Origin of the sequence: Mesorhizobium sangaii, from assembly GCF_014207355.1 — a bacterium.
Classification (GTDB): domain Bacteria; phylum Pseudomonadota; class Alphaproteobacteria; order Rhizobiales; family Rhizobiaceae; genus Mesorhizobium; species Mesorhizobium sangaii.
On the sequence record NZ_JACHEF010000007.1, the window covers coordinates 168,496 to 193,156 of the forward strand.

The following is a 24,661-nucleotide window of genomic DNA, read 5'->3' on the forward strand; positions in this document are numbered from 1 at the left end:
GCAGTTCAGGAAAAGTCAGCCTCGCAGCGCAGCCATCGCGGCCGCATGCAGCTCCGGCGTCGCCGCTGCCACGACATCGCCCCCCTTCTCAGCCGGCCCGCCGTCGAACGTGGTGACCACGCCGCCGGCCTTTTCGATGATCGGGATCAGCGCCACGATGTCGTAAGGCTTCAATCCGGGATCGGCGACGATGTCGACGCTTCCCGATGCGATCATGGCGAAGGCATAGCAATCGGTGCCGTAGCGGGCGAGCTGCACCTGTTTTTCGAACTGGTCGTAGCGCTCGCGCGCCGCGCCCTTGAACAGCGCCGGCGTGGTGGTGAACAGTGTCGCCTCGGCGAGCTTCGTCGTCTTGCGTGTTGTCAGCTTGCGCGGGCCACCCGGCCCCTCATAGTGGGAGCCCGACGCGTTGGCGTAGTAGAGTTCGCCGGTGAAAGGTTGCGACATCATGCCGGCAACCGCATCGCCGTCGACCGTCAGCCCGACCAGCGTCCCCCACACCGGCAGGCCGGAGATGAAGGCGCGCGTGCCGTCGATGGGGTCGATCACCCAGACATGCTTGCTCGAAATGTTTTCGCTGCCATGCTCCTCACCGAGGATGCCATGGTCGGGATACTCAGCCGATATCAGCGCCCGGATGGCGCGTTCGGCCTCGCGATCGGCTTCGGTAACCGGATCGAAACTGCCCTTTTCCTTGTTGGCGACGGCGCCCTGGCTGCGGAAGCGCGGCAAGGTTTCCGCAGCGGCGGCCTGCGCGATGCGGCGCATGAAATCGATGCTGATGTCCAACTGATTCTCCCGCATTGCAGCATGCCCGAGCCGTGCTCTGCCGCCAATTTCCTGCCAAAACAAGGGTGTTCGACGATTTTCCCGCTGCGGCACCTGTTGCCCGGATGTCACACAAGCGTCACCGAAATGCAATTTCCACATCAGAGTGAATTAAAAAAGCCTGAAGGTCGCTTGACATTTGTGCAGCGCACAATACCCTCAGCCTCGGACAGGTTTTCCTGTCCATGCCCTCCTTGGGCGTTTCCTCCCTAGACTTCGACCGTATCGTGCAAACGATGCGGTCTTTTTTTACGCCGGAGTGTCCCGGACCAAGGCTTCACTCCGCCGCCAGCGGCAGGTCGATGAAATGATGGTCCGGCATTGCCATCAGATCCGCCGAAAATCGCGACAGATCGTCGGCCAGCGCGTCGAAGCCGGCGGCCTTCTCGAATGTCCGCTCGTTCATGTAGAGTCCGCGATTGACCTCGATCTGCAGGGCGTGGAGATGGCGCGCCGGGCGGCCATAGTGCTCGGTGATGAAGCCGCCGGCATAGGGCTTGTTGTGGGCGACGGTGTAGCCCATGGCGGTGAGCAGGCCGATCGCGGTCTCGGTCAGGGCCGCGGTGGCCGAAATGCCGAAACGGTCACCAATGATGAAGTCGGGCCGCAAGCCGTTGTCGCCGACGCGGATGCTCGCCGGCATCGAATGACAGTCGATCAGCACGGCAAAGCCGAAGCGCGCATGGGTCCTGGTCAAAAGCCGTTTCAGCGTCTCGTGATAGGGCTTGTAGACGGCCTCGATGCGGGCGACCGCTTCGGACAGCGGCAAGCGGCCGGAATAGATATCGAGCCCCTCGCCGACCAGCTTGGGCACCGTGCCAAGCCCGCCGGCCACCCGCGCCGAGCGGATGTTGCAGAAGGACGGCACCGGCTCGGCGAACATGCGCGGATCGAGTTCCCACGGCTCGCGGTTGACGTCGAGATAGGCGCGCGGGAAATTCGCCGCCAGCATCGGCGCGCCCAGCGCCACGGCGCCGCCGAACAGTTCGTCGACGTAGCAGTCCTCCGACCGGCGGATGGCGTTGCGGTCCAGCCTTGCCATGGCAAGGAAGCGCTCCGGATAGTAGCGGCCGCTATGCGGTGAGTTGAAGAGGAAGGGGACGCGCTGCTCGGCGCCCGACCGGATTTCGAAGGGTGGAAAGACCGAAAAATCCTCGGCTGCCGTCTTCAATTTGAGCGAACCCGCAAACACCAGTGCATCATCATGTGAAGGTGCCACCTTGCTGGCCGCGTGTCCAGCATTTCAGCAGCAGCTCACACACCGGCCAAATATGGACCATCCCGGCTCTCGTTCACTTGATGTTTACCCTCACCTCCTCATATACAGGATGGTTAACGGGCTTGCCCAACGGCAATCTCGAGCGGGTGATTCGGACGGGATATCATGGCACGCATTCTTCTGGCGGAAGACGACGACGATATGCGTCGGTTCCTCGTCAAGGCGCTGGAGCGCGCCGGCTACCAGGTCAGCGATTTCGACAATGGCGCCAGCGCCTATGAGCGGCTGCGCGAGGAACCGTTCTCGCTGCTTCTGACCGACATCGTCATGCCGGAGATGGACGGCATCGAACTGGCGCGCCGCGCCACCGAGATCGATCCCGACCTCAAGGTCATGTTCATCACCGGTTTCGCCGCCGTTGCGCTGAACCCGGATTCCAAGGCGCCTAAAGACGCCAAGGTGCTTTCGAAGCCGTTCCACCTGCGCGACCTCGTCAACGAGGTCGAAAAGATGCTGCAAGCGGCCTGAGTCTTCCTGAGCCAGGCATGTCACCCAAAAGTGGCCCCGGTTTTGGGAGAACGACATGCATGAAAACAAAGACCTGAAGCGCGGCGCCTGATTCCGTTCAAACGCGACGCGCTCTAGGCGTTGGCGCCCTTGTCACCGCTGCGGCGAGACGACGCCTTCTTTCCTTTTTCCTGCTATTGACGCGCTGGATCAAAAATGGTGTATGCGCGGCTTCGGATGGGCGTGTAGCTCAGCGGGAGAGCACTGCATTGACATTGCAGGGGTCACAGGTTCAATCCCTGTCACGCCCACCATCCAATCCCAGACGATCAATACATTGCGCCGAGTATCCGCTGGCCAGGCATCCAAGGGCCAGCTCAGCCCTGCTTTTCCTTGTAGAGCAGCAATTCAGGCCGATACTCGAAATGCATGGTGTCGTAGTGATACCAGCGCCCACCCCAGATAAAACCCTGCCTTTCAAACAGCGTGACGATTGACAAGGGAATGCGGTTCTTGAACGGGATCCGGCCCTTGTCATCAGGCTTGTTCCAGAACCAATAGTCGGAATAACCGACATTGATGTCGAACGCGGCCCCGAAGGAATGGACGCTGAGTTGGTCCGTGCCGGCGATGACCCGCCAATTGAAACCGCCGCCCGGCTTGAGGCCGAAGCGGCTCATGTCGGCGGGCATTTCCTGCAAGGCATTCGAGATTTTGGAGAGGCGCGCGTCAACACCGAAGAGTGAGGTTATCCGAACCGGATACTTGCCCAGTTTGGGCAGCCATTTGACGGTCGTTAAATGATGGCCGACCGCCGCGGCACTGGCCCCATAAAGTTTTTTGAAGAAAGCCTCGTTGCGAATCCGACCGGGATCGAAATCCACGTCAGGGATAAGGTCTCCGGCACTGGCTGTCGGATAGACGTAGTGGAACATGTCCTCGATATCGGGGGACTTGATCAACTCCTCGGCCGTGCGTGCCTTGCCGTCATCCCAGACCATCGTGGCACCATCAGACCACGTCACCGTATTGCCCGAGATGGTAAAAAGGCCGGGGTAGGCTTCGAGCAGCGCAGCCTTGGCGTCAGCCTGGTCGACGCCATCACCGCCTTGCGCGGCCGATAAGGGGATCGCCGCCAGCAAAACCACGAAAACGATGGAAATCCTTGGCTTCATCGCCAGCATGGCCCCGCGAAAATCGCACGCGTACGATTTCGATCATAAACGAAAAGGGAATGTGATCAGGGCACGAGCCCACATTTATTCCGAGACGCCTGCGACGGCACACAAACTTCTCATCCTGGCAACCGCCAGTTCCGGATCGGCCAGCAACCCTGCCTGATCGGCAAGTCGGAAGACATCGGCATAGTGGCGGATGCCGCGCGCCGACTGCATGCCGCCGACCATCGCGAAATGGTCCTGATGGCCGTTTAGCCAGGCCATGAAGACGATGCCGGCCTTGTAGTATTCGGTCGGCGCCTCGAAGATTTTTCGCGATAGCGGCACTGTCGGCGCCATCAGCGCGTCATAGCCGGCGCGTTCGCCATCCGCCAGCTTCGCCAGTGCCGCATTGGCGACCGGCGCGATCGCATCAAAAATGCCGAGCAGCGCGTGAGAATGTCGTCCGCCGTCGCCGGCAATCAGTTCGGGATAATTGAAGTCGTCGCCGGTGAACATGACGACGCCGTCCGGCAGCCGGTTCCTGAGCGCGACCTCCTTGCCGGCATCGAGCAGCGAGATTTTTATCCCTTCCACCTTGCCGGCATGGCGTTCGATGATGGCGACGACAGTGTCGAGGGCGGCCTCGAAATCGCCGCTGCCCCAGTAACCTTTCAGTGCCGGATCGAACATGTCGCCCAGCCAGTGCAGGATGACCTTACCGGACGCCTGGCTCAGGATACGGTCGTAGACACGGGCATAGTCGTCCGGGCCTTTGGCGACAGCCGCCAGGGCGCGGCTTGCCATCATGATCGCCTTGCCGCCCTGCCCTTCGATGAATGCGAATTGTTGCTCGTAGGCCGCGATGACATCGTCGAGCGTCCGTGCGGCGCTTGGCGCCAGATGGTCTGTGCCGGCACCCGAAGCGAGATCGGCGCCTTCGACGGTGCGAGCTTCCGCGATCGAGCGGCGGATCAACTCCTGCGCATTTGTCCAGTCGAAACCCATGCCGCGTTGCGAGGTATCCATCGCCTCGGCGATGCGGAAGCCGAGCCGCCACAGGTGATGACGAAACGCCATCGTCCTGTCCCAGTCGACCACCGGCTTCGACCACGGATCGGTCATCGCCAGCGGATCGGCAACGACATGGGCTGCGGCATAGGCGATGCGCGAAAACCGCGCGCCGACCACCGGCTGCACCGGTTGGCCGACCAGCGCGTAGGGGGTGCTGCGGCCACCCTCCCCAGGCAAGACAATGTCCATCGTTCTCTCCCTATCATCGTGCCTATAAATGGAACGTTCCAATAAATCAAGAACCTTTAAGATTCAAAGCTCATTCACGAGTAAATGCTGCGCCGCAACACGGAAAGCCTTATGGAATGGGCGTGCAGGCCTCATCAAGTCAATTTTTCGAATTCGGGAAGAACCCCGATTGACTCCGAATGGGAGTAGTGATTAGAACGTTCCAATAGATCGACGCTGGAAAGCGGGAGGATGCATCTGGATGGCCAGCCGGGCCAAGGCAACGATATTCGACATCGCCCGCGAGGCAGGCGTGTCCAAATCGACGGTGTCGCTCGTGCTCCAGGGCAGCGGGCTGATCCGGCCTGAGACCGCGGTCAAGGTTCGCAAGGCGATCGAGGACGTCGGTTATGTCTACAACCGTGGCGCCGCCAATCTGCGCAAGGCTCACTCCAACGTCATCGGCATGGTCATCAACGATCTCACCAATCCCTTCTTCGCCGAACTGGCGGTCGGCATGGAGCGCGTTTTCCAGTCGGCCGGCATCGTGCCGTTCATCGCCAACACCGCGGAAAATCCGGTGCGCCAGGAAGAGGTGCTGAAATCGCTCATGGAGCAAGGTGTCGCCGGCCTCATCGTGTCGCCGGCGCGCGGCACCACGCCGGGCGCTTTCCGTCGCCTGGAGATGGCGGGCGTTCCGGTCGTCTTCGCCATGCGCCGGCTGCCTGAAAGCCGCATTCCGGTGATCACGCCCGACAATCATCGCGGCGCCTACCTGGCCGCTGCCCATCTCATCGGCAAAGGGCATCGCCGGCTGGCCTTCTTCGGCGGCTCGGCCGACCTCGTGGTCTATCAAGAGCGGCTGGGCGGCTTTCGCGAAGCTTGCGAGACGCTTGGCATCGCCGCCCGCGACATCACCGTGATCGAAGGCGAGACCAGCCGCAGGGGCGGCATCGCCTGCCTGGATACCGCTCTCGCAACATCCGAACCGCCGACCGCGGCACTGTGTTTCAACGATGCGGTCGCCTTTGGCGTCATGCTGGCGCTGCGCAAGCGCGGGCTTGAGCCCGGACCGGATTTCGCCGTCGTCGGCTTCGACGACGTGGTCGAGGCCGAGCACTACATGCCGGCCTTGACCAGCGTTTCGGTGGACACCGCCGGCCTTGGCGAACGTGCCGCCCATGTCATGCTGAAGATGATCCAGTCGCGCACCACGCGGGCCGAAGATCATATCGGTGCGGTCAATCTGGTGATCAGGGAAAGCTGCGGCCCGGATCGCCGCGCCCGAAACAGGCCCGCAGGAATGGGGGACGCGGCATGAGCGTCAGATGGGGCTTGATCGGCGCCAGCACGATCGCCAGACAGTTCATGATCAACGCCATCCGCGCGCAAGGCGATGGCGAGATCGCGGCGGTGATGAGTTCCAGCCCCGAGCGCGCCACCGCCTATGCCAGGGAAAACAACATCCCGTTGGCTGTTTCGACGCTTGACGCTCTGCTCGGCGCCGACATCGACGCAGTCTACATCTCGACCACCAACGAACTGCATCTCGAGCAGGCTTTGGCCGCAGCCAAGGCAGGAAAGCATGTGCTGTGCGAAAAGCCGCTGGCGCTGACCAGCGACGACGCGCGCACAATGGTTGCCACGGCAAAAGCCGCCGGCATCGTGCTCGGCACCAACCACCATCTGCGCAACGCTGGCGCGCACCGCGCCATGCGCGAGGCCATCGCCGCCGGCCGCATCGGCAAGCCGATCGCCGCGCGCGTCTTTCATGCCGTCTACCTGCCGGAGAACCTGCAGGGCTGGCGCATCACCAAGCCTGAGGCAGGTGGCGGCGTGGTGCTCGACATCACCGTGCACGATGCCGACACGCTGCGCTTCGTGCTCGGCGACGATCCCATCGAAGTCTCGGCCTTCACGCAATCGGCCGGCATGGCCGGCAGCGGGCTGGAAGACGGCGCCATGTGCATCTGGCGCTTCAAGTCGGGCGTCATCGCCCAATCCCATGAAGGCTTCACCACCAAATTCGCCGACACCGGTTTCGAGGTGCATGGCTCGGAGGGTTCGCTGATCGCCAGCAATGTGATGACGCAGAAACCGGTCGGCTCGGTGTTGCTGCGCACAGCCAACGGCGAGGAGCAGCTGAGCTTCGACCGCGAGGACCTCTACGCAAGATCACTGCGCCAGTTCCACGCCGCGATCCGTGGCGACGGCCAACCGTCCGCCAGCGGCGAGGACGGTATCTGGTCGCTCGCTGCTGCCGAAGCCGCACTTCAATCGGCCAGTTCCGGCAAGGCCGTCAAGATCGACCCGAAACTCGGGAGCAAGAATTGAGCAAGGTCGTTTCCGCCGCTGAAGCCGCAGGCCTGATCAAGGACGGCATGGTGGTGTCCGTCTCGTCGTCGAGCGGTCTCGGCTGCCCGGATGCTGTGCTGGCCGCGATCGGCGAGCGCTTCGACAGCGAGGGCCATCCAAAAGACATCACCACGCTGCACCCGATCGCCGCCGGCGACATGTATGGCATCAAAGGCATCGACCATCTCGCCAAGCCTGGCCTGTTGAAGCGCACTTTGTGCGGCTCCTATCCATCCGGCCCCTCTTCTTCCGAGCCGCCGCAGATCTGGAAGATGATCGGCGACAATTCGGTCGCCGCCTACAATGTACCGTCCGGCATCTTGTTCGACATGCACCGCGAGGCCGCCGCCAAGCGTCCGGGTGTGCTGACCAAGGTTGGCCTCGACACCTTTGCCGACCCTCGCCACCAGGGCTGCGCCATGAACGCGGCCGCCAGCGAGCCGATCGTTTCGGTGCAGCAGTTCGACGGCGAGGAATGGCTCTATTTCCGCTCGATCGTGCCGCAGGTCTCAATCATCCGCGCCACCACATCAGACGAGCGCGGCAACCTCACCTACGAGCATGAGGGCGCCTATCTCGGCGGTCTCGAACAGGCGCTCGCGGCTCGCAACAATGGCGGCGTCGTCATTGCCCAGGTCAAGCGCGTCGTCGAGAACGGCACGCTGAAGCCGCACGACGTGCGCGTGCCCGGCGTGCTGGTCGACCACATCGTCGTCGCGCCCGACCAGTTGCAGACGACGCTGACGCCCTACGATCCGGCAATCTCGGGCGAGGTCTTCCGGCCGCTGTCGAGCTTCCGCAACGCCGAAATGAACGTACAGAAGGTGATCGCGCGCCGCGTCGCCTTGGAACTCCGAGACGGCATGGCCGTCAACATCGGCTTCGGCATCTCGGCCAACGTGCCGCGCATCCTTCTCGAGGAAGGCCAGCACGGCAAGGTCACCTGGGTGATCGAACAGGGTGCCGTCGGTGGCGTGCCGCTGCTCGACTTCAAGTTCGGCTGCGCTTCGAACGCCGAGGCGATCATGCCCTCGCCGCACCAGTTCATCTATTTCCAGGCCGGCGGCTTCGACGCGTCGCTGCTGTCCTTCCTGCAGATCGACCGCCACGGTTCGGTCAACGTGTCGAAACTGTCGGCACGGCCGCATGTCACCGCCGGTGCCGGCGGCTTTGTCGACATCACCGCGCGGGCAAGGAAGATCGTCTTCTCGGGCTTCTTCAACGCCGGGGCGAAACTCTCCCTGGCCGATGGCGGCATCCGCATCGATCAGGAGGGCAAGGTCAAGAAGGTGGTCAACGAGGTCGAGCACATCTCCTTCTCGGGCAAGCGCGCGGTCGCGCAGGGACAGGACATCACCTACGTCACCGAGCGCTGCGTGATGAAGCTGACGCCGGAGGGTCTGGTCGTCACCGAACTCGCACCCGGCATCGACCTGCAGCGCGACGTGCTGGCCCAGGCCGAGATCCCGCTCGGCGTCGCCAAGGATCTCAAGACGACACCGGCAGCGCTCTACCTGGACCAGCCGATCGGCCTGTCGCTGAATGGCGGCGCCTCGCTTGGAGGCGCGCATGGCTGAGCGTCTCGTCACCTTCGAGCAGGACGGTGCCATCGGCATCGTCACGCTGCGCCGACCGGAGAAATTCAACGCGCTTGATATTCCGATGCTGCGCGCACTGGAGGCCGCGCTGGACGAAGCGGAGATGGCGGAAGGCGTTCGTGTCGTGCTGCTGCGCGGCGAAGGCAAGGGCTTTTGCGCCGGCGGCGATGTCGAGGCGTGGGCGCAGATGAGTGCCGCGGACTTCCAGGTGCAATGGGTCCGCTACGGCCACCGTGTCTTCGACCGGTTGGCGCGGCTGCGGCAGCCGACCATCGCCGTGCTGTCGGGCCATGCGCTGGGCGGCGGGCTGGAACTGGCTGTCGCCTGCGACTTTCGCGTGGCGGAGACACAGGTGAAATTGGGCTTCCCCGAAACCTCGATCGGCGTCGTTCCCGGCTGGTCCGGCACGCAACGCGCGGTGCGCCGCTTCGGCGCGCAGACGGTGCGGCGCATGGCGCTGGGCGGCGAGATTCTGCTCGCACCCGAAGCGCTGGCGCTCGGCGTGGTCGACCGGGTGGTCGAAACCGGCAGCGGCCTGTCCGATGCCAAGGCCTGGGCCGAAAAGATCGCCGAGCGCGGGCCGCTGGCGACGGAAGCCGCCAAGCTGATGATCGCGGTCGCCGAAGGCGAGGAAAGTGCCGCGGCGACGGAAGCGCTGGCCAGCGGCTTCATCGCCCTGACCGGCGATCTCAAAGCCGGCGTCGGCGCTTTCAAGACCAAGCAAAAACCAGCATTTTCAAGAACCTAGAGAAAAGAAACCTGATGAACGCCGCTCTCAACATCATCATGCCCGCCGAGGCATCCGCAGCGCCAAGAACCTATCGGCTGCTGATCGACGGCAAGCATGTCGATGCGCGCGACGGCCGCATGCTGGAACGCAAGAGCCCTGGCCACGGCTTCACCGTCTCGCACTACGCACAGGCCGGCGAAGCCGAAGTGGAAGCCGCGGTGCAGGCCGCGCACAACGCGTTCGAGACCGGCCCATGGCCGCGCATGAAGGCGGCCGAGCGCGCTGCGATCCTGCTCAAGGCAGCCGACCTGATCGAGACGCGGCTGGAAGACATCGCCCGCCTCGACGCGCTAGAATCGGGCAAGCCGATCGCCCAGGCGCGCGGCGAGATCGGCGGTGCGGTCGACATCTGGCGCTACGCCGCCTCGCTCGCCCGCACCTTGCACGGCGAATCCTACGCCAATCTCGGCGACGCTATGCTGGGTGTTGTGCTGCGCGAGCCGATCGGTGTCGTCTCGATCATCACGCCGTGGAATTTCCCCTTCCTCATCGTCAGCCAGAAGCTTCCCTTCGCGCTCGCCGCCGGCTGCACCGCCGTCGTCAAGCCGAGCGAGATGACCTCGGCCTCGACCTTTGTTCTTGGTGACATCCTGATGCAGGCCGGCCTGCCCGCCGGCGTCGTCAACATCCTTGCCGGTCTTGGCGCCGATGTCGGCGCGCCGATGGTCAGCCATCCCCTGGTCGAGATGGTCTCGTTCACCGGCTCCACCCGCGTCGGCAAGATGACCATGGCCTCGGCCGCGCAGTCGCTGAAGAAGGTCTCGATGGAACTCGGCGGCAAGAACGGCCAGATCGTCTTTCCGGACGCGGACCTCGAAGCGGCCGCCGACGCGGCCGTGTTCGGCGGCTTCTTCAATGCCGGCGAATGCTGCAATGCCGGCAGCCGGCTGATCGTGCATGAGGCGATCGCCGATGATTTTCTCGGCGCGGTCAAGGCGCTCACAGCCAGGGTGACGGTCGGCGATCCGCTCGACGACAACACCAAGGTCGGCGCGATGATCTCGTCCGACCATCTGGCCAAGGTAGCCGGCTATGTTGCGGCAGCGGCAAGCGACGGCAGCAGTGTCTACAGCGGCGGCAAGCGTTTGGCCTCGAATGCCGGCCAGTACCTCGATCCCACCATCATCCGCGGCGTCACCGAGGACATGGCCATCGCGCGCGAGGAAGTATTCGGACCGGTGCTCTCGGTGCTGACTTTTGAAACGATTGAAAAGGCGTTGCACATCGCCAACAACACGCCTTATGGTTTGTCGGCGGGCGTGTGGAGCGCCAGCATCGACACCTGCATGTCGGTGGCGCGGAGTGTGCGTTCGGGAACCGTCTGGGTAAACACGTTCATGGAAGGTTACCCCGAGCTGCCATTCGGAGGCTACAAGCAGTCCGGTCTCGGACGCGAACTCGGCAAACGCGCCGTCGAGGATTATACCGAAGAAAAGACAATCCAGTTTCATCGCGGCCAGCGCACCGGATGGTGGGTCGGCTGAGTTGAGAAGAACCCGGCGGGCACCCGCCGGTCGTGTAGATGCAACAAGGGAGGAAGTACATGTTGCGCAAATTGCTTATCGGAACGGCCCTCGCATCGGGCTTTGCTTTCGCGGCCCATGCCGAGGACGTCAAGGAAGTGCAGATGCTGCATTGGTGGACGTCGGGCGGCGAAGCGGCTGCCCTCAACGTGCTCAAGCAGGACCTTGCCAAGGAAGGCTATGCCTGGAAGGACGTGCCGGTGGCCGGCGGTGGCGGTGACCCCGCAATGGTTGCGCTGAAGGCAATGGTGGCTGCAGGCAATCCGCCGACGGCTTCTCAGATGCTCGGCTACACCGCCCTCGACTATGCGGCGGCCGGCAAAATGGGCGATATCACCGCCATCGCCGTCAAGGAGGGCTGGGACAAGGTTGTTCCCGCGGCGCTGCAGAAGTTTACCGTCTATGACGGCAAATGGGTCGCGGTGCCCGTCAACGTCCATTCGGTCAACTGGCTGTGGATCAACAAGGCGGTGATGGACAAGATCGGCGGCACCGAGCCCAAGACCTTCGACGACCTTATTGCGCTGCTCGATAAGGCCAAGGCGGCCGGCGTCATTCCGCTCGCTCTCGGCGGCCAGAACTGGCAGGAAGCCACCATGTTCGACTCTGTCGTGCTGTCGACCGGCGGACCTGAGTTCTACAAGAAGGCCTTCAACGACCTCGACGACGCATCTCTGAAGTCCGATACGATGAAGAAGTCGTTCGACAACCTCGCCAAGCTCGTCACCTATGTCGACCCGAACTTCTCGGGCCGCGACTGGAACCTCGCCACCGCCATGGTCATCAAGGGGGATGCCCTGGTTCAAGTCATGGGCGATTGGGCCAAGGGCGAGTTCCACGCCGCCAACAAGACCCCGGGTACCGATTTCCTGTGCTACCGCTTCCCGGGCACCGACGGCAGCGTCGTCTACAATTCCGACGTGTTCGGCATGTTCGACGTATCTGACGACCGCAAGGCCGCCCAAGCCGCACTTGCCACCGCTACTTTGTCGAAGAGCTTCCAGGCAGCCTTCAACGTCGTCAAGGGCTCGGTTCCGGCCCGCACCGACGTTCCGGACACCGACTTCGACGCCTGCGGCAAGAAGGGCATCGCCGACCTTAAGGCCGCCAACGAGAAGGGCACGTTGTTCGGTTCGCTGGCCCAGGGCTATGGCGCCCCGCCCGCGATCGCCAATGCCTACAAGGATGTCGTGACCAAGTTCGTCCACGGCCAGATCAAGACCTCGGACGAGGCCGTGACCGAGCTGGTCAAGGCGATCGACGACGCCAAGTAAGCGCCACACACCAAAAACGCCTTCCCCGCCCCGGCGGGGAAGGCTCCGATCCGCGAACCTGGTTGGCCTTGCGTCGACGGGAGGAGCCCTATGAGCACGGTAGCGACAAGCCAGATCAAGCTGACGCCGGAGCACGCCCGTCCGCGCGCCTCGGTGCGCTCGCGCCTGCAGGATGCCCTGCCGAAGATCGTGCTGGCGCCGAGCTTCGCCATCACCATTATCTTCGTCTACGGCTTCATTCTGTGGACGATCTATCTGTCCTTCACCAATTCAAAGACCTTCCCGTCCTATGTCATCACTGGCTCGCGCGCCTATCGGCGGCTGTGGGGCTGGACCTTCGACACCGACCCGCCATCGAGCTGGTACACGTCGATCACCAATATGGGAATTTTCGGCTTTCTCTACATCTTCATCTGCCTGGCGCTCGGCCTGTTCCTGGCCATCCTGCTTGACCAGAAGATCCGCGGCGAAGGCGTGCTGCGGCCGATCTATCTCTACCCGATGGCGCTGTCCTTCATCGTCACCGGTGTCGCCTGGAAGTGGTTCCTCGATCCCGGCCTCGGCCTCGAGCAGACCTTGCACCAATGGGGATGGACGAGCTTCCATTTCGACTGGATCAAGAACAAGGATTTCGTCATCTATACGGTGGTCATTGCCGGCGTCTGGCAGGCCTCCGGCTTCATCATGGCGATGTTCCTGGCCGGCCTGCGCGGCATTGACGGCGAGATCATGAAGGCAGCGCAGATCGATGGCGCCACCACCTTCCAGCTCTATCGCCGCATCGTCATCCCGCTGCTGCGACCGATCTTCCTGTCGGCCTTCATCGTGCTCGCCCACCTCGCCATCAAATCATATGACCTGGTCGTGGCGCTGACCAGCGGCGGCCCCGGCGGTTCGGCCTGGCTACCGTCGAACTTCATGTATGAGTACACTTTCAAGCGCAACGAAATGGCCGTCGGCTCGGCCAGTGCGGTGATCATGCTGATGACCATCGTTGCCATCATCGTGCCCTATCTCTATTCGGAACTGCGGGAGAAGCCGCGATGAGCGCCATCACCACGCTCGCCCGTCAACCCTCCGGCGGTGTCAACGCTAGGATCGTCAACCGCATCGTCATCTACGGGCTGCTGGCGCTGTTCGCGCTGTTCTACCTGATGCCGCTGTTCGTCATGCTGGTCACCTCGTTCAAGACCATGGACGAGATCCAGAACGGCAACATGCTGGCGCTGCCACAAGCGCCGACCTTCGAGCCATGGATAAAAGCGTGGAGCGAAGTTTGCTCGGGCCTGACCTGCGTCGGCATGAAGGGCTATTTCTGGAACTCGATCAAGATGGTGGTTCCGGCAGTCATCATCTCGACCCTGCTCGGCGCGCTCAACGGCTATGTGCTGACGAAGTGGCGCTTTCGCGGGGCGACGCTGGTGTTCGGGCTGATGCTGTTTGCCTGCTTCATCCCGTTCCAGTCGGTCCTCTTGCCGATGGCAACGGTCCTCGGCAGCTTCGGCAGGTTCGGCGTCAAGCTGCAGAACGCGACCGGCTTCACCTTCGGCTTCGGCAATCCGACCGTGAACCTGGTATTCGTTCACGTCGTCTACGGCATCGGTTTCACCACCCTGTTCTTCCGCAACTATTACGAGACGTTTCCGAACGAGCTGGTGAAGGCGGCGCAGATCGACGGGGCAAGCTTCTTCCAGATCTTCCGGCGCATCATGCTGCCCAACTCGCTGCCGATCATCGTGGTGACGGTGATCTACCAGTTCACCAACATCTGGAACGACTTCCTGTTCGCCTCCGCCTATGCCGGCTCTGGCGACGTGATGCCGATGACGGTGGCGCTCAACAATGTCGTCAACACCTCAACCGGCGTCGTCGAATACAACGTCAACATGGCGGCCGCGATGATCGCCGCACTGCCCACCCTTCTCGTCTACGTGCTCGCCGGCCGCTATTTCGTGCGCGGTCTGATGGCTGGCGCCGTCAAAGGATAATCTGATGGCTTTTCTGGAAATCAATGGTCTGAAAAAGCGCTTCGGCCAGGTCGAGATCCTCAAGGGGATCGATGTCGAACTCGAGAAAGGCGGCTTCCTGGTGCTCGTCGGGCCGTCCGGCTGCGGCAAGTCCACGCTTCTGAACACCATCGCCGGCCTGGAGACGATCACCTCGGGTGAAATCCGTGTCGAAGGCCGCGCAATCAACGATCTGCATCCGTCCAAGCGCGACATCGCCATGGTGTTCCAGAGCTATGCGCTCTATCCGAACATGACGGTGGCCGGGAACATCTCCTTCGGCATGGAGATGCGCGGCGTGCCGGCGGCAGAACGCCAGCAGGCGATCGACAAGGTGGCCAAGGTGCTGCAGATCGGCCACCTCCTGCAGCGCAAGCCAAGCCAGCTTTCCGGTGGCCAGCGCCAGCGGGTTGCCATGGGCCGGGCGCTGGTGCGCGATCCAAAACTGTTCTTGTTCGACGAGCCGCTGTCCAACCTCGACGCCAAGCTGCGTGTCGACATGCGCATCGAGATCAAGCGCCTGCACGCCACCACTGGCACCACCATCGTCTATGTCACCCACGACCAGATCGAGGCGATGACGCTGGCGACCAAGATCGCCGTCATGCGCGACGGCGAGGTGCAGCAGTTCGGCACCCCGGCCGAGATCTACAACAACCCGACCAATCTTTTCGTCGCCGACTTCATGGGTTCCCCCGCAATGAACCTGATCCCGGCGACGATCGGCACCAACGGCAACGCGCTGTCCGTCGTGCTGCAGCGCGAGGCGCGCGAGCCGATCTCGCTGCCCATGGCCAACGCGCCGGCCGGCCTGTCTGCATTCCAGGGCAAGCCGATCATCTTCGGTGTCCGCCCCGAAGCGCTGACCGATCCGGAAGGCGCCGAGCGCAATGCCTCCAACATCGCCACTGCCGACTGCTTTATCGAGGTCGTTGAACCGGCAGGCTCCGACACCTTCGCCGTCACCAATCTCGGCGGCAAGGGCGTGGTGGCGCGGCTGCGTGCCGACGCCAACATCCAGCCCGGGACCAACACGCCGCTCGCCTTCAACCTGACCAAAGCGGTATTCTTCGATCCGGCGACCGAAAACCGCATTCTCTGACCGAGATGACCAATCCCGATATCGTCATCATCGGCTCCGGCATCGGCGGCGCCACGATCGCCTCCGGTCTGGCCGGCAGCGGCGCCTCCATCCTGATGCTGGAGCGCGGCGAACCCTTGCCGGCAACGCCGCATGCGCGCGACACGCGTTCCATCTTCGTCGACGGTCATTACCGGCCGAAAGAGATGTGGCGTGAGGCCGGTGGTGCGGCCTTCAATCCCGGCAACTACTACTATGTTGGCGGCAATTCGAAATTCTACGGCGCGGTCCTGATCCGCTACCGCAGGGAAGATTTTGCGGCCATGGAGCATTTCGGCGGCGTCTCGCCGGCCTGGCCGTTTTCCTATGAAGAATTCGAACCCTGGTATTCGAAGGCCGAGCAGCTGTTTCGCGTGCGCGGCTCACTGGGCGAAGACCCGACCGAACCGTTTCACTCGATCCCCTATGCCTTCAGGCCAGTGCCCGACGAGGCGCCGATCGCGCGCGCCCGCGCCGAGCTCAAGGGCCTCGGCCTGCATCCGGCTTCGCTGCCGCTTGGCGTCGACATCGACACATGGCTGAAGGAGGGCAAGACCGGTTGGGACGCTTTCCCGAACACCGGCCAGGGCAAGGTCGACGCGCAAACAGGACCGCTGACGGCGGCGCTGAGCGACCCGAACATCAAGTTAGAGACCGGCGCCTATGTCGAGTATCTCGAAGTCTCGGCCGACGGCAAAACCATCGTCGCTGTTCACTACCGCCAGAATGGCGCGTTGAAAAAGCTGACGCCGAAGCTGGTCATCCTCTCCGCCGGCGCGGTCAATTCCGCCGTCATCCTGCTGCGTTCGCCGTCACCCGCCAACGGCAAGGGCGGTGGCAAGGGTCTCGCCAACCGTTCCGACCAGGTCGGCCGCAATTTCATGAACCACAATTCCAGCGCCATGCTGGCCATCGATCCGCGCCGCCGCAACGATGCCGTCTACCAGAAGACGCTGATGCTGAACGATTATTATCTGTCCGACGGCAAGGGCGGCAAGCCGCTCGGCAACGTCCAGCTGCTCGGCAAGATCGACGGCAACATCCTCAGCGCCAATGTGAAGTTCGCGCCGAAATTCGCGCTCGATTTCATGGCCGGCCATGCTGTCGACTGGTACCTGATGTGCGAGGACCTGCCTGATCCCGAAAGCCGCATCATGGTCGACGGCAAGGATATCGTCATGCAATGGCGGCGCTCCAACATGCAGTCGCTCGACGGCTTGACCAAGGTAATGCGCGAAAACTTCCGCGCCTGCGGCTATCCGATCGTCCTGTCGCGCCCCTTTGACAAGCGCACCCCGTCGCACCAGTGCGGCACGGTGAAGATGGGCGACGATCCGGCAACCGCGCCGCTCGACCCGTTCTGCCGGTCCTTCGATCATCAGAACCTGTTCGTTGTCGATGGCGGCTTCCTGCCGAACTCGGCCGCCGTCAATCCGGCGCTGTCGATCGCCGCGCAAGCGCTGCGTGTCGCCGACCATATCCGCAAGACCGAGCTTTCCGCGTGACCCGCCCGGCGGCCATCGTCACCGGCGGCGCGCGCGGCATCGGCCTTGCGTGCGCCCGGGCGCTTGCCGATGCCGGCTTCGATATCCTCGTCGCCGACCTTGCCGAAAAACCCGCTGACGGGTTAGCCAAAGACATCGCCAAGCACGGCGCGAAGTTCGCTTATGTCAGCTGCGACATCGCCGATCTTGCCAGTCACACCACGCTCGTCAACGCCGCGATGCGCGCCTTCGGCCGCATCGACTGCCTGGTCAACAACGCGGGCGTCGGCGCCGTGGTGCGCGGCGACCTCCTGGAGCTGAAGCCGGAGAACTTCGACAAGGTGCTCGGCATCAATCTGCGCGGCACCGTGTTCCTCAGCCAGGCCGTCGCCAAGGCGATGCTGGCTGCACCCGGCAATCACCCGAAATCGATCATCACCATCACCTCGGTCAGCGCCGAAATGGCGTCGCCGGAACGGCCGGACTACTGCATCTCGAAAGCCGGCCTGTCGATGTGGGTGAAGACCCTGGCGCTCAGGCTCGCCGCCGAAGACATCGCTGTGTTCGAGGTGCGGCCGGGCATCATCCGCACCGACATGACCTCAGGCGTCACCGCCAAATACGGCGCCTTGATCGACGGCGGGCTGGTGCCGGCAAAGCGCTGGGGCGAAGCATCGGACATCGGTGCCGTGGTGGCGACTCTTGCCGGCGGCAAGCTCGGCTTTTCGACCGGCTCGATCATCAATGTCGACGGCGCGCTCTCCGTGCCGCGGCTGTAAGGTGGATAGTGTCATGACCGACTACATCATCGTGGGCGCCGGCCCGGCCGGCTGCGTTCTGGCCAACCGGCTGAGCGAGGATCCGACGCATCAGGTGCTGCTTTTGGAAGCCGGCGGCAAGGACTGGCATCCCTACATCCACATGCCGGCGGGCTTTGCCAAGATGACCAAGGGCATTGCCTCCTGGGGCTGGTCGACCGTGCCGCAGAAGCACATGAAGGACCGCGTCTTCTGGTACACGCAGGCCAAGGTGGTCGGTGGCGGTTCTTCCATCAACGCCCAGATCTACACGCGCGGCAATCCCCGCGACTATGACGCCTGGGAGAAGGAAGAGGGTCTCGCCGGCTGGGGCTATCGCGATGTGCTGCCCTATTTCAAACGCGCCGAGAACAACCAGCGCTACGCCAACGACTTTCATGGCGACCAGGGCCCGCTCGGCGTGTCGAACCCGATCTCGCCGCTGCCGATCTGCGAAGCCTATTTCCGCGCCGGCCAGGAGATGGGCATTCCCTTCAACCCGGATTTCAACGGCGCCACCCAGGAGGGCGTCGGCTACTATCAGCTGACTCAGAAGGATGCGAGGCGTTCCTCCGCTTCGGTCGCCTATCTCAAGCCGATCCGCGCTCGCAAGAACCTCACCGTCAGGACCGATGTGCTGGTGACGCGCATCGTCATCGAGAAAGGCCGCGCCATCGGTGTCGAGATCGTCGACAGGCCGGGCGGCGAGAAGAAAATCCTGCGCGCCGACAGCGAGGTGATCGTCTCGTCCGGCGCCATCGGCTCGCCGAAGCTATTGATGCAGTCTGGCATCGGCCCGGCCGACCATCTGAAAGCTGTCGGCGTCACGCCCGTGCATGACCTCCCCGGCGTCGGCTCCAATATGCAGGACCATCTCGACCTGTTCGTCATCGCCGAATGCACCGGCGACCATACCTATGACAATTACGCCAAGCTACACCGCACGGCCTGGGCCGGCCTGCAATATCTGCTGCTGAAGAAGGGACCGGTGGCCTCCAGCCTGTTCGAGACCGGCGGCTTCTGGTACGCCGACCCGACCGCAGCCTCGCCCGACATCCAGTTCCATCTCGGCTTGGGCTCCGGCATCGAGGCCGGCGTCGAGAAGCTGAACAACCCGGGCGTCACCTTGAACTCCGCTTTCCTGCGGCCGCGCTCGCGCGGCACGGTTCGGCTGAAGAGCGCCGACCCGGCCGACCATCCGCTGATCGATCCGAACTACTGGTCCGATCCCTATGATCGCGCCATGTCGATCAAGGGGCTGAGGCTGGCGCGCGAGATCATGCGGCAGAAGGCACTTCAGCCCTACGTGCTGCGAGAGGTGCTGCCCGGCCCGTCGCTCGCCAGCGACGACGAGCTGTTCGACTATGCCTGCCGCAGTTCCAAGACCGACCATCATCCGGTCGGCACCTGCCGCATGGGCCATGACGACATGGCCGTGGTGACACCCGATCTGCGGCTGCGGGGCATCGAGGGCCTGCGGGTCTGCGACGCCTCGGTGATGCCGCGCGTGCCCTCCTCCAACACCAATGCGCCAACCATCATGGTCGGCGAGAAGGGCGCCGACCTCATCCTCGACCGCGAGCCGCTGCCGCCCGCGGTATTTTCCGGAAACCGGGCGGCTTAGGAGCAAAGATGATCAGGCACTGTGTCTTCGCCAGGTTTCGCAACGATGTTCCCGCCGCCGAGCGCATGGCGATCCATGCCGATCTCGAGGCGCTGCGACAGGTGATCAACGGCATGGACACGGTCCAATTCAGCGCCAATGTCAGCCCGGAGCCGTTCGCGCGCGACTTCACCCATGCCTTCACTATCGACTTCAGCGATGGCGCCGCCCGCGATGCCTATCTGGTGCATGAGGCGCATCAGCGCGCCGGCGCCCGACTGGTCGCCGCTCTAGAAGGCGGCACCGACGGATTGATGGTCTTCGATCTCGAGCTTACGAAAAAGTGACCGCCGGTTTTTCGAAAGCCGGCTGACCAGCTGTTCTCTTTTCCCGACCGGGCGACATATCGTTGCCCGGGGACGGCAAAGGAGGAACGTCTTGAACCTCAATTCCCAACAGAAGAAAACCGTCCTGGCTTCATTTCTGGGCTGGACGCTCGACGCTTTCGATTTCTTCCTCCTGACATTCCTGCTCACGGATATTGCGACTGAATTTCAGACCGACGTCCCGGCCGTCTCGAAGGCGCTGTTCCTGACCTTGGCGACGCGCTTCATCGGTGCGTTCTTCTTCGGCATGCTTGCCGACAAATACGGGCGCAAGCCCATCCTCATGCTCAACATCGTCAGCTACTCAGTGATTGGCGCGCTCGCCGCCTTCTCGCCCAATCTCGGCATCTTCCTGGCGTTGCGCGCCCTGTTCGGCATCGCCATGGGCGGCGAATGGGGACTTGGCAGTTCGCTCGCCATGGAGTCCATCCCGCCCAGCGCGCGCGGCATGGTTTCGGGCATCCTGCAATGCGGCTATCCGACCGGCTACCTCTTGGCGGCAGTGGTCTATGGCCTGCTCTACCAGCAGACGATCGGCGGCTACACGATCGGCTGGCGCGCCATGTTCCTGCTCAGCTTCGTGCCGGCATTGATCGTGCTGTTCATCCGCTCGCACGTGCCGGAATCGCCGGCCTTCATCGACGCGCAGAAGACCGCCAGGCCCGGGCTCCTCGAAACGCTACAAGAGCACTGGGGCGTCGCGCTCTATGCGGTCGTGCTGATGATGTTCTTCAATTTCTTCAGCCATGGCACGCAGGATCTCTACCCGACCTTCCTGAAGAAGCAGCACGGCTTCGATCCGCATACGGTGAGCTGGATCACCATCGTCGCCAACATCGGCGCCATCGTCGGCGGCCTGGCATTCGGTGCTTTGTCCGAGAAGATCGGCCGTATCAACGCCATCACGCTGGCGTGCCTGATCGCCTTGCCGTCGATTCCACTGTGGGCCTACAGCACCACGCCTTTCATGCTTGCCATTGGCGCCTTCGTCATGCAGGTCGCGGTCCAGGGCGCCTGGGGCGTCATCCCGGTGCATCTCAACGAGCTTTCGCCGGGGTCCGTGCGGGCGACCTTGCCCGGCTTCATCTATCAGGCCGGCAATCTCGCGGCGTCCTATGGCGGCCCTTACCAGGCAGGCATAGCTGAAGCCCCTGGAGGCAGCTACGGCTATGCGCTGGCGCTTTTTGCCGGCGTGGTTGCCGTCTGCATCATCGTCGTCATCCGCTTCAGTCCGGAGCGACGCGGCCAGGTGATGACCGTGCTGGGCTGAAAGACTTAGGTTTTTCGCATGATCTTTTCCGAAAAGTCTGCAACTTTTCGGGATCAAGCTTAGCCCAGTCTGAGCGCGACGACGCCGGCGACGATGCTGAGCGCGGCGGCAGCGCGCCAGCTGGTCATCTTCTCGCCGAGGGCGAAGACCGAGATCATCATGGCGAACAGGATCGAAGTCTCGCGCAGCGATGCCACCGAGGCGATAGGCGCCTTGGTCATCGCCCACATCACGATCCAGTAGGCCGCGCCGCTGAGCACGCCGGTGAACAGGCCCACCTTCCAGTCGCGTGCCAGCACCGGCAGCGCTTTCGGCCCACGGAAGATGAGGCACAGCACCAGCGCTCCAAGGGCATCGCAGATGAACAGCCAGGCGGCATAGCTTTGCGCCGTGGCCGCCAGCCGCGCGCCGCTGCCGTCGGACAGCGTGTAGCTGGCGATGAAGATCGAGGTGCCCAACGCAAAGCCGACCGCGCGCAGGTTCAGCCTTTCCAGATGCGCACCGCCACGAAACGACATCACCAGCGTACCGGCCGACAGCAGAAAAATGCCCAGAATTGCAAGCGGTGCCGGCACCTCGGCGACCACGAACATACCGCCAAGCGCCGCCAACAGCGGAGCGGTGCCGCGCGCCAGCGGATAGGTCTGGGCGAAATCACCGGCCTGGTAGGCGCCGATCAGGAAGGTCCGGTAGCCCATGTGGAAGATCACCGAGGCGATGATGTAGGGCCACACTTCTGCCTTCGGCACCTCGACGAAAGGCAGCACGACAAGGGCGGCAGCGCCCATGCCGAGCGTCATCAGCGTGATCGACAGGAAGCGGTCGAGATGGACCTTGACCAGCGCGTTCCAGATCGCGTGCATGGCGGCGGCGGCAAGCACCGCGAAGAAGACGAAGGGCGTCATTGCCGGATCATCCGCCGCGCAGCACGGCGAGCGGCATTTCGAGGTCGATGTCGACCCGTAGCGGGAAATGGTCCGATGCTTCCTCGCCGACATCGGCGCCGACCGAGCGGACGCGCCCGGCAAACATGCCGCCGACGAAGCAATGATCGAGCCGGCGTTTGGCCAGTTTGCCGTCGATGGTCTTCACATGGGTGTGGAAATTCCCGGTCGGCTGGCTGGCAACGGCGGCGGCATCGACGAAGCCGTCGAGGTAGGCGGCGCCACGATGATAGGGCGTGCTGCCGACGATGCGGCCATATTCGGCGCTGCCCGGCTCCATGTTGAAATCGCCCATCCAGATCGCTTCCAGCGGGTTTTCCGGCTCCGGCTCGCCATTGCTCCAGTTGCGCGCAGGCTCGTCATCGACGCCGCTCCACGGCCCGCCCTCGCGGGTCGCACGGCGATGTTCGCCCAGGAGGTAATCGATCTGCTCCAGCCGCTCCTCCGCTGCGATATGGGCGAGATGCAACGAAAACACCCGAACCGGGCCGGCCGGCGTGCGGATCATGCATTCAAGTGCCGCGTTGCGCGTGTTGAGCGGCCGCAGCGTGCGGTGCATAGGCAGCGCATGCAGCCGCGACCAGACGATCGGCAGCTTCGACAGCACCATCGTGCCGAACTGCCGGCGCCGGTTGATCAGACGGCCGTCGCGCCGCTCGCTGGCGTCCATGTCGAAGGCCGGACCATAGACCCAGTGATAGTCCGGCAGCAGGCGGGAAATAAGCTCCGGCTGGTCGTCGTCATTGCTGCGCTGCCAGTGCCGTTCGACTTCCTGCAGCGCAATAATGTCGGCGCCGGCGACGAGGCGCGCGGCGCGCGAAAGATCGTAGCGGCCGTCGCTGCCGAACCCGTACTGGATGTTGTAGCTGACCAGCTTCATTGCTTATCCGGCTCAATTTCGATGATGGCAGTAACGGTTCGGCAGATTGGTTGCAATGTGCAGGGAAATGGCAGCGGCTTGGGCCAGATATCTCACGTCGTCAGCGGCTGGAAACTTCCAGCTGGCGATGCCGCCAGTTCCGACCAGTCGATTTCCTCTTCAAGCCGGTGATAGGCCTCGTCGCCGATTGTGCCGTTGCGGCGCAGTTCCTCGAGCGTGTCGCGCTGGCGGTTGATGGCATAGAGGCGCAGCCGGTCATATTCGGTTGCCGCCTGTGCGTCCTCCGGGTTTTGAGCGATCAGGCGCTGAGCCTCATACTGCTCGCGCACAACAGCAGCCGCCGCCGATGTCTTGCGGCTCAACACGTCAAGGGCGGCCTGCATGATGGCGACTCGCGCCTGCGCCACCTCGTTGTCGATCGTTCTGTCCGGGTCGAAGTTGAGTATCCGCAGCAGCGGCTTCAAGGTCATGCCTTGTAGCACCAGCGTGCCGAGAACGACCGCGAAGGCGGCAAGCACGATCGGATCACGGCCGGGAAAACCCGCCGGCAGCGCAATGGCCACCACCAGCGTCACCAGCCCCCGCATGCCGCACCAACCGACGAGCACCGCGCCGCCAAACGTCGGCACATCTCGCCTTTGGCCTTCGCTTCCGAAACGGGCCAACCATCGGATGATCGCAACGTAACTCCCCACCCAGACGAGGCGCGCCACGATAACGACGGCCAGCACCGTTGCAGCGAAGAGAAAGGCTTCGCCTTGCCCTTCGCCGGAGAGCCGGCCGACGATCGATCGTGCTTGCAGGCCCATCAGCACGAAGGCCAGCACGTTGAGCACGAAGACCGCCGACTCCCACACCGAATAGGTGCTGACGCGCCGCCTGGCCGACATGCGGCGCGGCGCCATCCGCGCAATGGTCATGGCGTAGACGACGATGGTGATGATGGCGGACAGGCCCAGCCTGTCGGCCAGGATCCAGACTCCGAATGTCCCGGCGAATTGCACCACGGTGCTGCTTGCCGCATCCTCGATCCTGCTGAGCGTCAGCAGCGAGAAGCGGCCAAGCAGATAACCGGCGACGAGGCTGCCGATCGTCGACAGCAGGATCGTCGGGATGGCATTGCTCAGCATGATCGAGCCGAGCGCTGCCGAAACCGCCAGGCGGTAGATCAGGAGTGCTGTGGCATCGTTGAGCAGGCTCTCGCCCTGCAGGATGGCGGTGATGCGGTGCGGCACCTTGAACTGCCCGAGTACGGCGCTCGCCGCGACCGCATCGGGCGGCGCGACGATGGCGCCGAGCGCGATTGCCGCCGCGATCGGCAGCCCGGCCATCTTCCAGCCGACGAAAGCAACGACCGCCGTGGTGAAGACGACGGCGCCGAGCGCCAGCAACGCAAGCGGCAGCCGGTAGCGGTTGAGATCCCGCAACGATGTGTCGTAGGCGGCATCCAGAAGCACCGGTGCAATGAACAGGGCAAGAGCCAGTTCCGGATCGATCTCGATCATTGGCGCACCAGGCACGAAGGCAATCCCGACCCCGGCCAAGGCCAGCAGGGACGGATAGGGAATCTCCAGCCGTCGCGACAGCGCCGTCAGCGCAACGGCAGTCAAAAGCAGGACAAGCGTCAGTTCGAAAAGAGCCATGGCCTGTTATCCCCGTGATGCTGCATTGTCGGCAG

At 63.3% G+C, this 24,661-nt stretch carries 22 protein-coding genes and 1 tRNA gene; 16 read left to right on the plus strand and 7 right to left on the minus strand.

What is annotated here, in order from left to right:
* Positions 1-15: 15 nt before the first annotated feature.
* Both hisN and HNQ71_RS28425 read right to left on the minus strand, forming a co-directional pair.
* Entirely contained in the window at positions 16-789 is a 774-nt protein-coding gene (hisN, locus tag HNQ71_RS28420; RefSeq protein ID WP_184876663.1) for a histidinol-phosphatase, read from the minus strand.
* Positions 790-1,105: 316 nt separating this feature from the next.
* Entirely contained in the window at positions 1,106-2,047 is a 942-nt protein-coding gene (locus HNQ71_RS28425; RefSeq protein ID WP_184876665.1) for an N-formylglutamate amidohydrolase, read from the minus strand.
* A gap of 165 nt (positions 2,048-2,212) precedes the next feature.
* Here HNQ71_RS28425 and cpdR point away from each other — a divergent pair, with 165 nt between their 5' ends.
* Both cpdR and HNQ71_RS28435 read left to right on the plus strand, forming a co-directional pair.
* Positions 2,213-2,575, plus strand: coding sequence for a cell cycle two-component system response regulator CpdR (cpdR, locus tag HNQ71_RS28430; RefSeq protein WP_006199474.1), 363 nt, complete (start codon positions 2,213-2,215; stop codon positions 2,573-2,575).
* 218 nt (positions 2,576-2,793) lie between these two features.
* Positions 2,794-2,868 (plus strand) — tRNA-Val (locus tag HNQ71_RS28435).
* Between the two features lie 63 nt (positions 2,869-2,931).
* On the opposite strand, the gene HNQ71_RS28440 is transcribed toward HNQ71_RS28435, so the two are convergent.
* Positions 2,932-3,702 (minus strand): M15 family metallopeptidase, encoded by a 771-nt coding sequence (locus HNQ71_RS28440; protein ID WP_210334074.1) that lies wholly within the window; start codon positions 3,700-3,702, stop codon positions 2,932-2,934.
* A gap of 111 nt (positions 3,703-3,813) precedes the next feature.
* On the minus strand, positions 3,814-4,974 hold the full coding sequence (locus HNQ71_RS28445; protein WP_184876669.1) for a dihydrodipicolinate synthase family protein: 1,161 nt from the start codon (positions 4,972-4,974) through the stop codon (positions 3,814-3,816).
* 241 nt (positions 4,975-5,215) lie between these two features.
* Between HNQ71_RS28445 and HNQ71_RS28450 the strand changes: the two genes are divergently transcribed.
* The 14 genes from HNQ71_RS28450 to HNQ71_RS28515 all read left to right on the plus strand — a co-directional run bounded on the left by HNQ71_RS28450 (position 5,216) and on the right by HNQ71_RS28515 (position 21,159).
* The gene (locus HNQ71_RS28450; RefSeq protein WP_184876671.1) at positions 5,216-6,274 is read left to right on the plus strand and encodes a LacI family DNA-binding transcriptional regulator; all 1,059 of its coding nucleotides are present in this window, start codon (positions 5,216-5,218) and stop codon (positions 6,272-6,274) included.
* A complete protein-coding gene (locus HNQ71_RS28455; RefSeq protein ID WP_184876674.1) occupies positions 6,271-7,287 on the plus strand; it encodes a Gfo/Idh/MocA family protein in 1,017 nt (338 codons plus the stop codon). Before HNQ71_RS28450 ends, HNQ71_RS28455 begins: the two co-directional genes overlap by 4 nt.
* Entirely contained in the window at positions 7,284-8,885 is a 1,602-nt protein-coding gene (locus HNQ71_RS28460; protein ID WP_184876676.1) for an acyl CoA:acetate/3-ketoacid CoA transferase, read from the plus strand. Before HNQ71_RS28455 ends, HNQ71_RS28460 begins: the two co-directional genes overlap by 4 nt.
* Positions 8,878-9,654 carry an enoyl-CoA hydratase/isomerase family protein gene (locus HNQ71_RS28465; RefSeq protein WP_184876678.1) on the plus strand — a complete coding sequence of 259 codons (777 nt, stop codon included), beginning with the start codon at positions 8,878-8,880 and terminating at the stop codon, positions 9,652-9,654. The genes HNQ71_RS28460 and HNQ71_RS28465 overlap by 8 nt, the downstream gene beginning before the upstream one ends.
* Positions 9,655-9,668: 14 nt before the next feature.
* Positions 9,669-11,180 carry an aldehyde dehydrogenase family protein gene (locus tag HNQ71_RS28470; protein ID WP_184876681.1) on the plus strand — a complete coding sequence of 504 codons (1,512 nt, stop codon included), beginning with the start codon at positions 9,669-9,671 and terminating at the stop codon, positions 11,178-11,180.
* Between the two features lie 59 nt (positions 11,181-11,239).
* Positions 11,240-12,493 carry an ABC transporter substrate-binding protein gene (locus HNQ71_RS28475; protein ID WP_184876683.1) on the plus strand — a complete coding sequence of 418 codons (1,254 nt, stop codon included), beginning with the start codon at positions 11,240-11,242 and terminating at the stop codon, positions 12,491-12,493.
* A 90-nt stretch (positions 12,494-12,583) separates the two neighbouring features.
* Entirely contained in the window at positions 12,584-13,540 is a 957-nt protein-coding gene (locus HNQ71_RS28480; protein WP_184876685.1) for a carbohydrate ABC transporter permease, read from the plus strand.
* The gene (locus tag HNQ71_RS28485) at positions 13,537-14,481 is read left to right on the plus strand and encodes a carbohydrate ABC transporter permease (RefSeq protein WP_184876687.1); all 945 of its coding nucleotides are present in this window, start codon (positions 13,537-13,539) and stop codon (positions 14,479-14,481) included. Before HNQ71_RS28480 ends, HNQ71_RS28485 begins: the two co-directional genes overlap by 4 nt.
* A gap of 4 nt (positions 14,482-14,485) precedes the next feature.
* Positions 14,486-15,601 (plus strand): ABC transporter ATP-binding protein, encoded by a 1,116-nt coding sequence (locus HNQ71_RS28490; RefSeq protein WP_184876689.1) that lies wholly within the window; start codon positions 14,486-14,488, stop codon positions 15,599-15,601.
* A 5-nt stretch (positions 15,602-15,606) separates the two neighbouring features.
* Positions 15,607-17,124 carry a GMC oxidoreductase gene (locus tag HNQ71_RS28495; RefSeq protein ID WP_184876691.1) on the plus strand — a complete coding sequence of 506 codons (1,518 nt, stop codon included), beginning with the start codon at positions 15,607-15,609 and terminating at the stop codon, positions 17,122-17,124.
* Positions 17,121-17,882, plus strand: coding sequence for a 3-ketoacyl-ACP reductase (locus tag HNQ71_RS28500; RefSeq protein ID WP_184876693.1), 762 nt, complete (start codon positions 17,121-17,123; stop codon positions 17,880-17,882). Before HNQ71_RS28495 ends, HNQ71_RS28500 begins: the two co-directional genes overlap by 4 nt.
* Positions 17,883-17,895: 13 nt before the next feature.
* Entirely contained in the window at positions 17,896-19,524 is a 1,629-nt protein-coding gene (locus HNQ71_RS28505; protein WP_184876695.1) for a GMC family oxidoreductase, read from the plus strand.
* Positions 19,525-19,532: 8 nt separating this feature from the next.
* A complete protein-coding gene (locus HNQ71_RS28510; RefSeq protein WP_184876697.1) occupies positions 19,533-19,850 on the plus strand; it encodes a Dabb family protein in 318 nt (105 codons plus the stop codon).
* 91 nt (positions 19,851-19,941) lie between these two features.
* Entirely contained in the window at positions 19,942-21,159 is a 1,218-nt protein-coding gene (locus HNQ71_RS28515) for an MFS transporter (protein WP_184876699.1), read from the plus strand.
* A 59-nt stretch (positions 21,160-21,218) separates the two neighbouring features.
* Here HNQ71_RS28515 and HNQ71_RS28520 read toward each other — a convergent pair whose 3' ends face one another.
* The 3 genes from HNQ71_RS28520 to HNQ71_RS28530 all read right to left on the minus strand — a co-directional run bounded on the left by HNQ71_RS28520 (position 21,219) and on the right by HNQ71_RS28530 (position 24,626).
* Positions 21,219-22,064 (minus strand): EamA family transporter, encoded by an 846-nt coding sequence (locus HNQ71_RS28520; RefSeq protein WP_184876701.1) that lies wholly within the window; start codon positions 22,062-22,064, stop codon positions 21,219-21,221.
* Positions 22,065-22,071: 7 nt separating this feature from the next.
* Positions 22,072-22,983 carry an endonuclease/exonuclease/phosphatase family protein gene (locus HNQ71_RS28525; protein WP_184876703.1) on the minus strand — a complete coding sequence of 304 codons (912 nt, stop codon included), beginning with the start codon at positions 22,981-22,983 and terminating at the stop codon, positions 22,072-22,074.
* Between the two features lie 92 nt (positions 22,984-23,075).
* Entirely contained in the window at positions 23,076-24,626 is a 1,551-nt protein-coding gene (locus HNQ71_RS28530) for a cation:proton antiporter (protein WP_184876705.1), read from the minus strand.
* Positions 24,627-24,661: the final 35 nt, after the last annotated feature.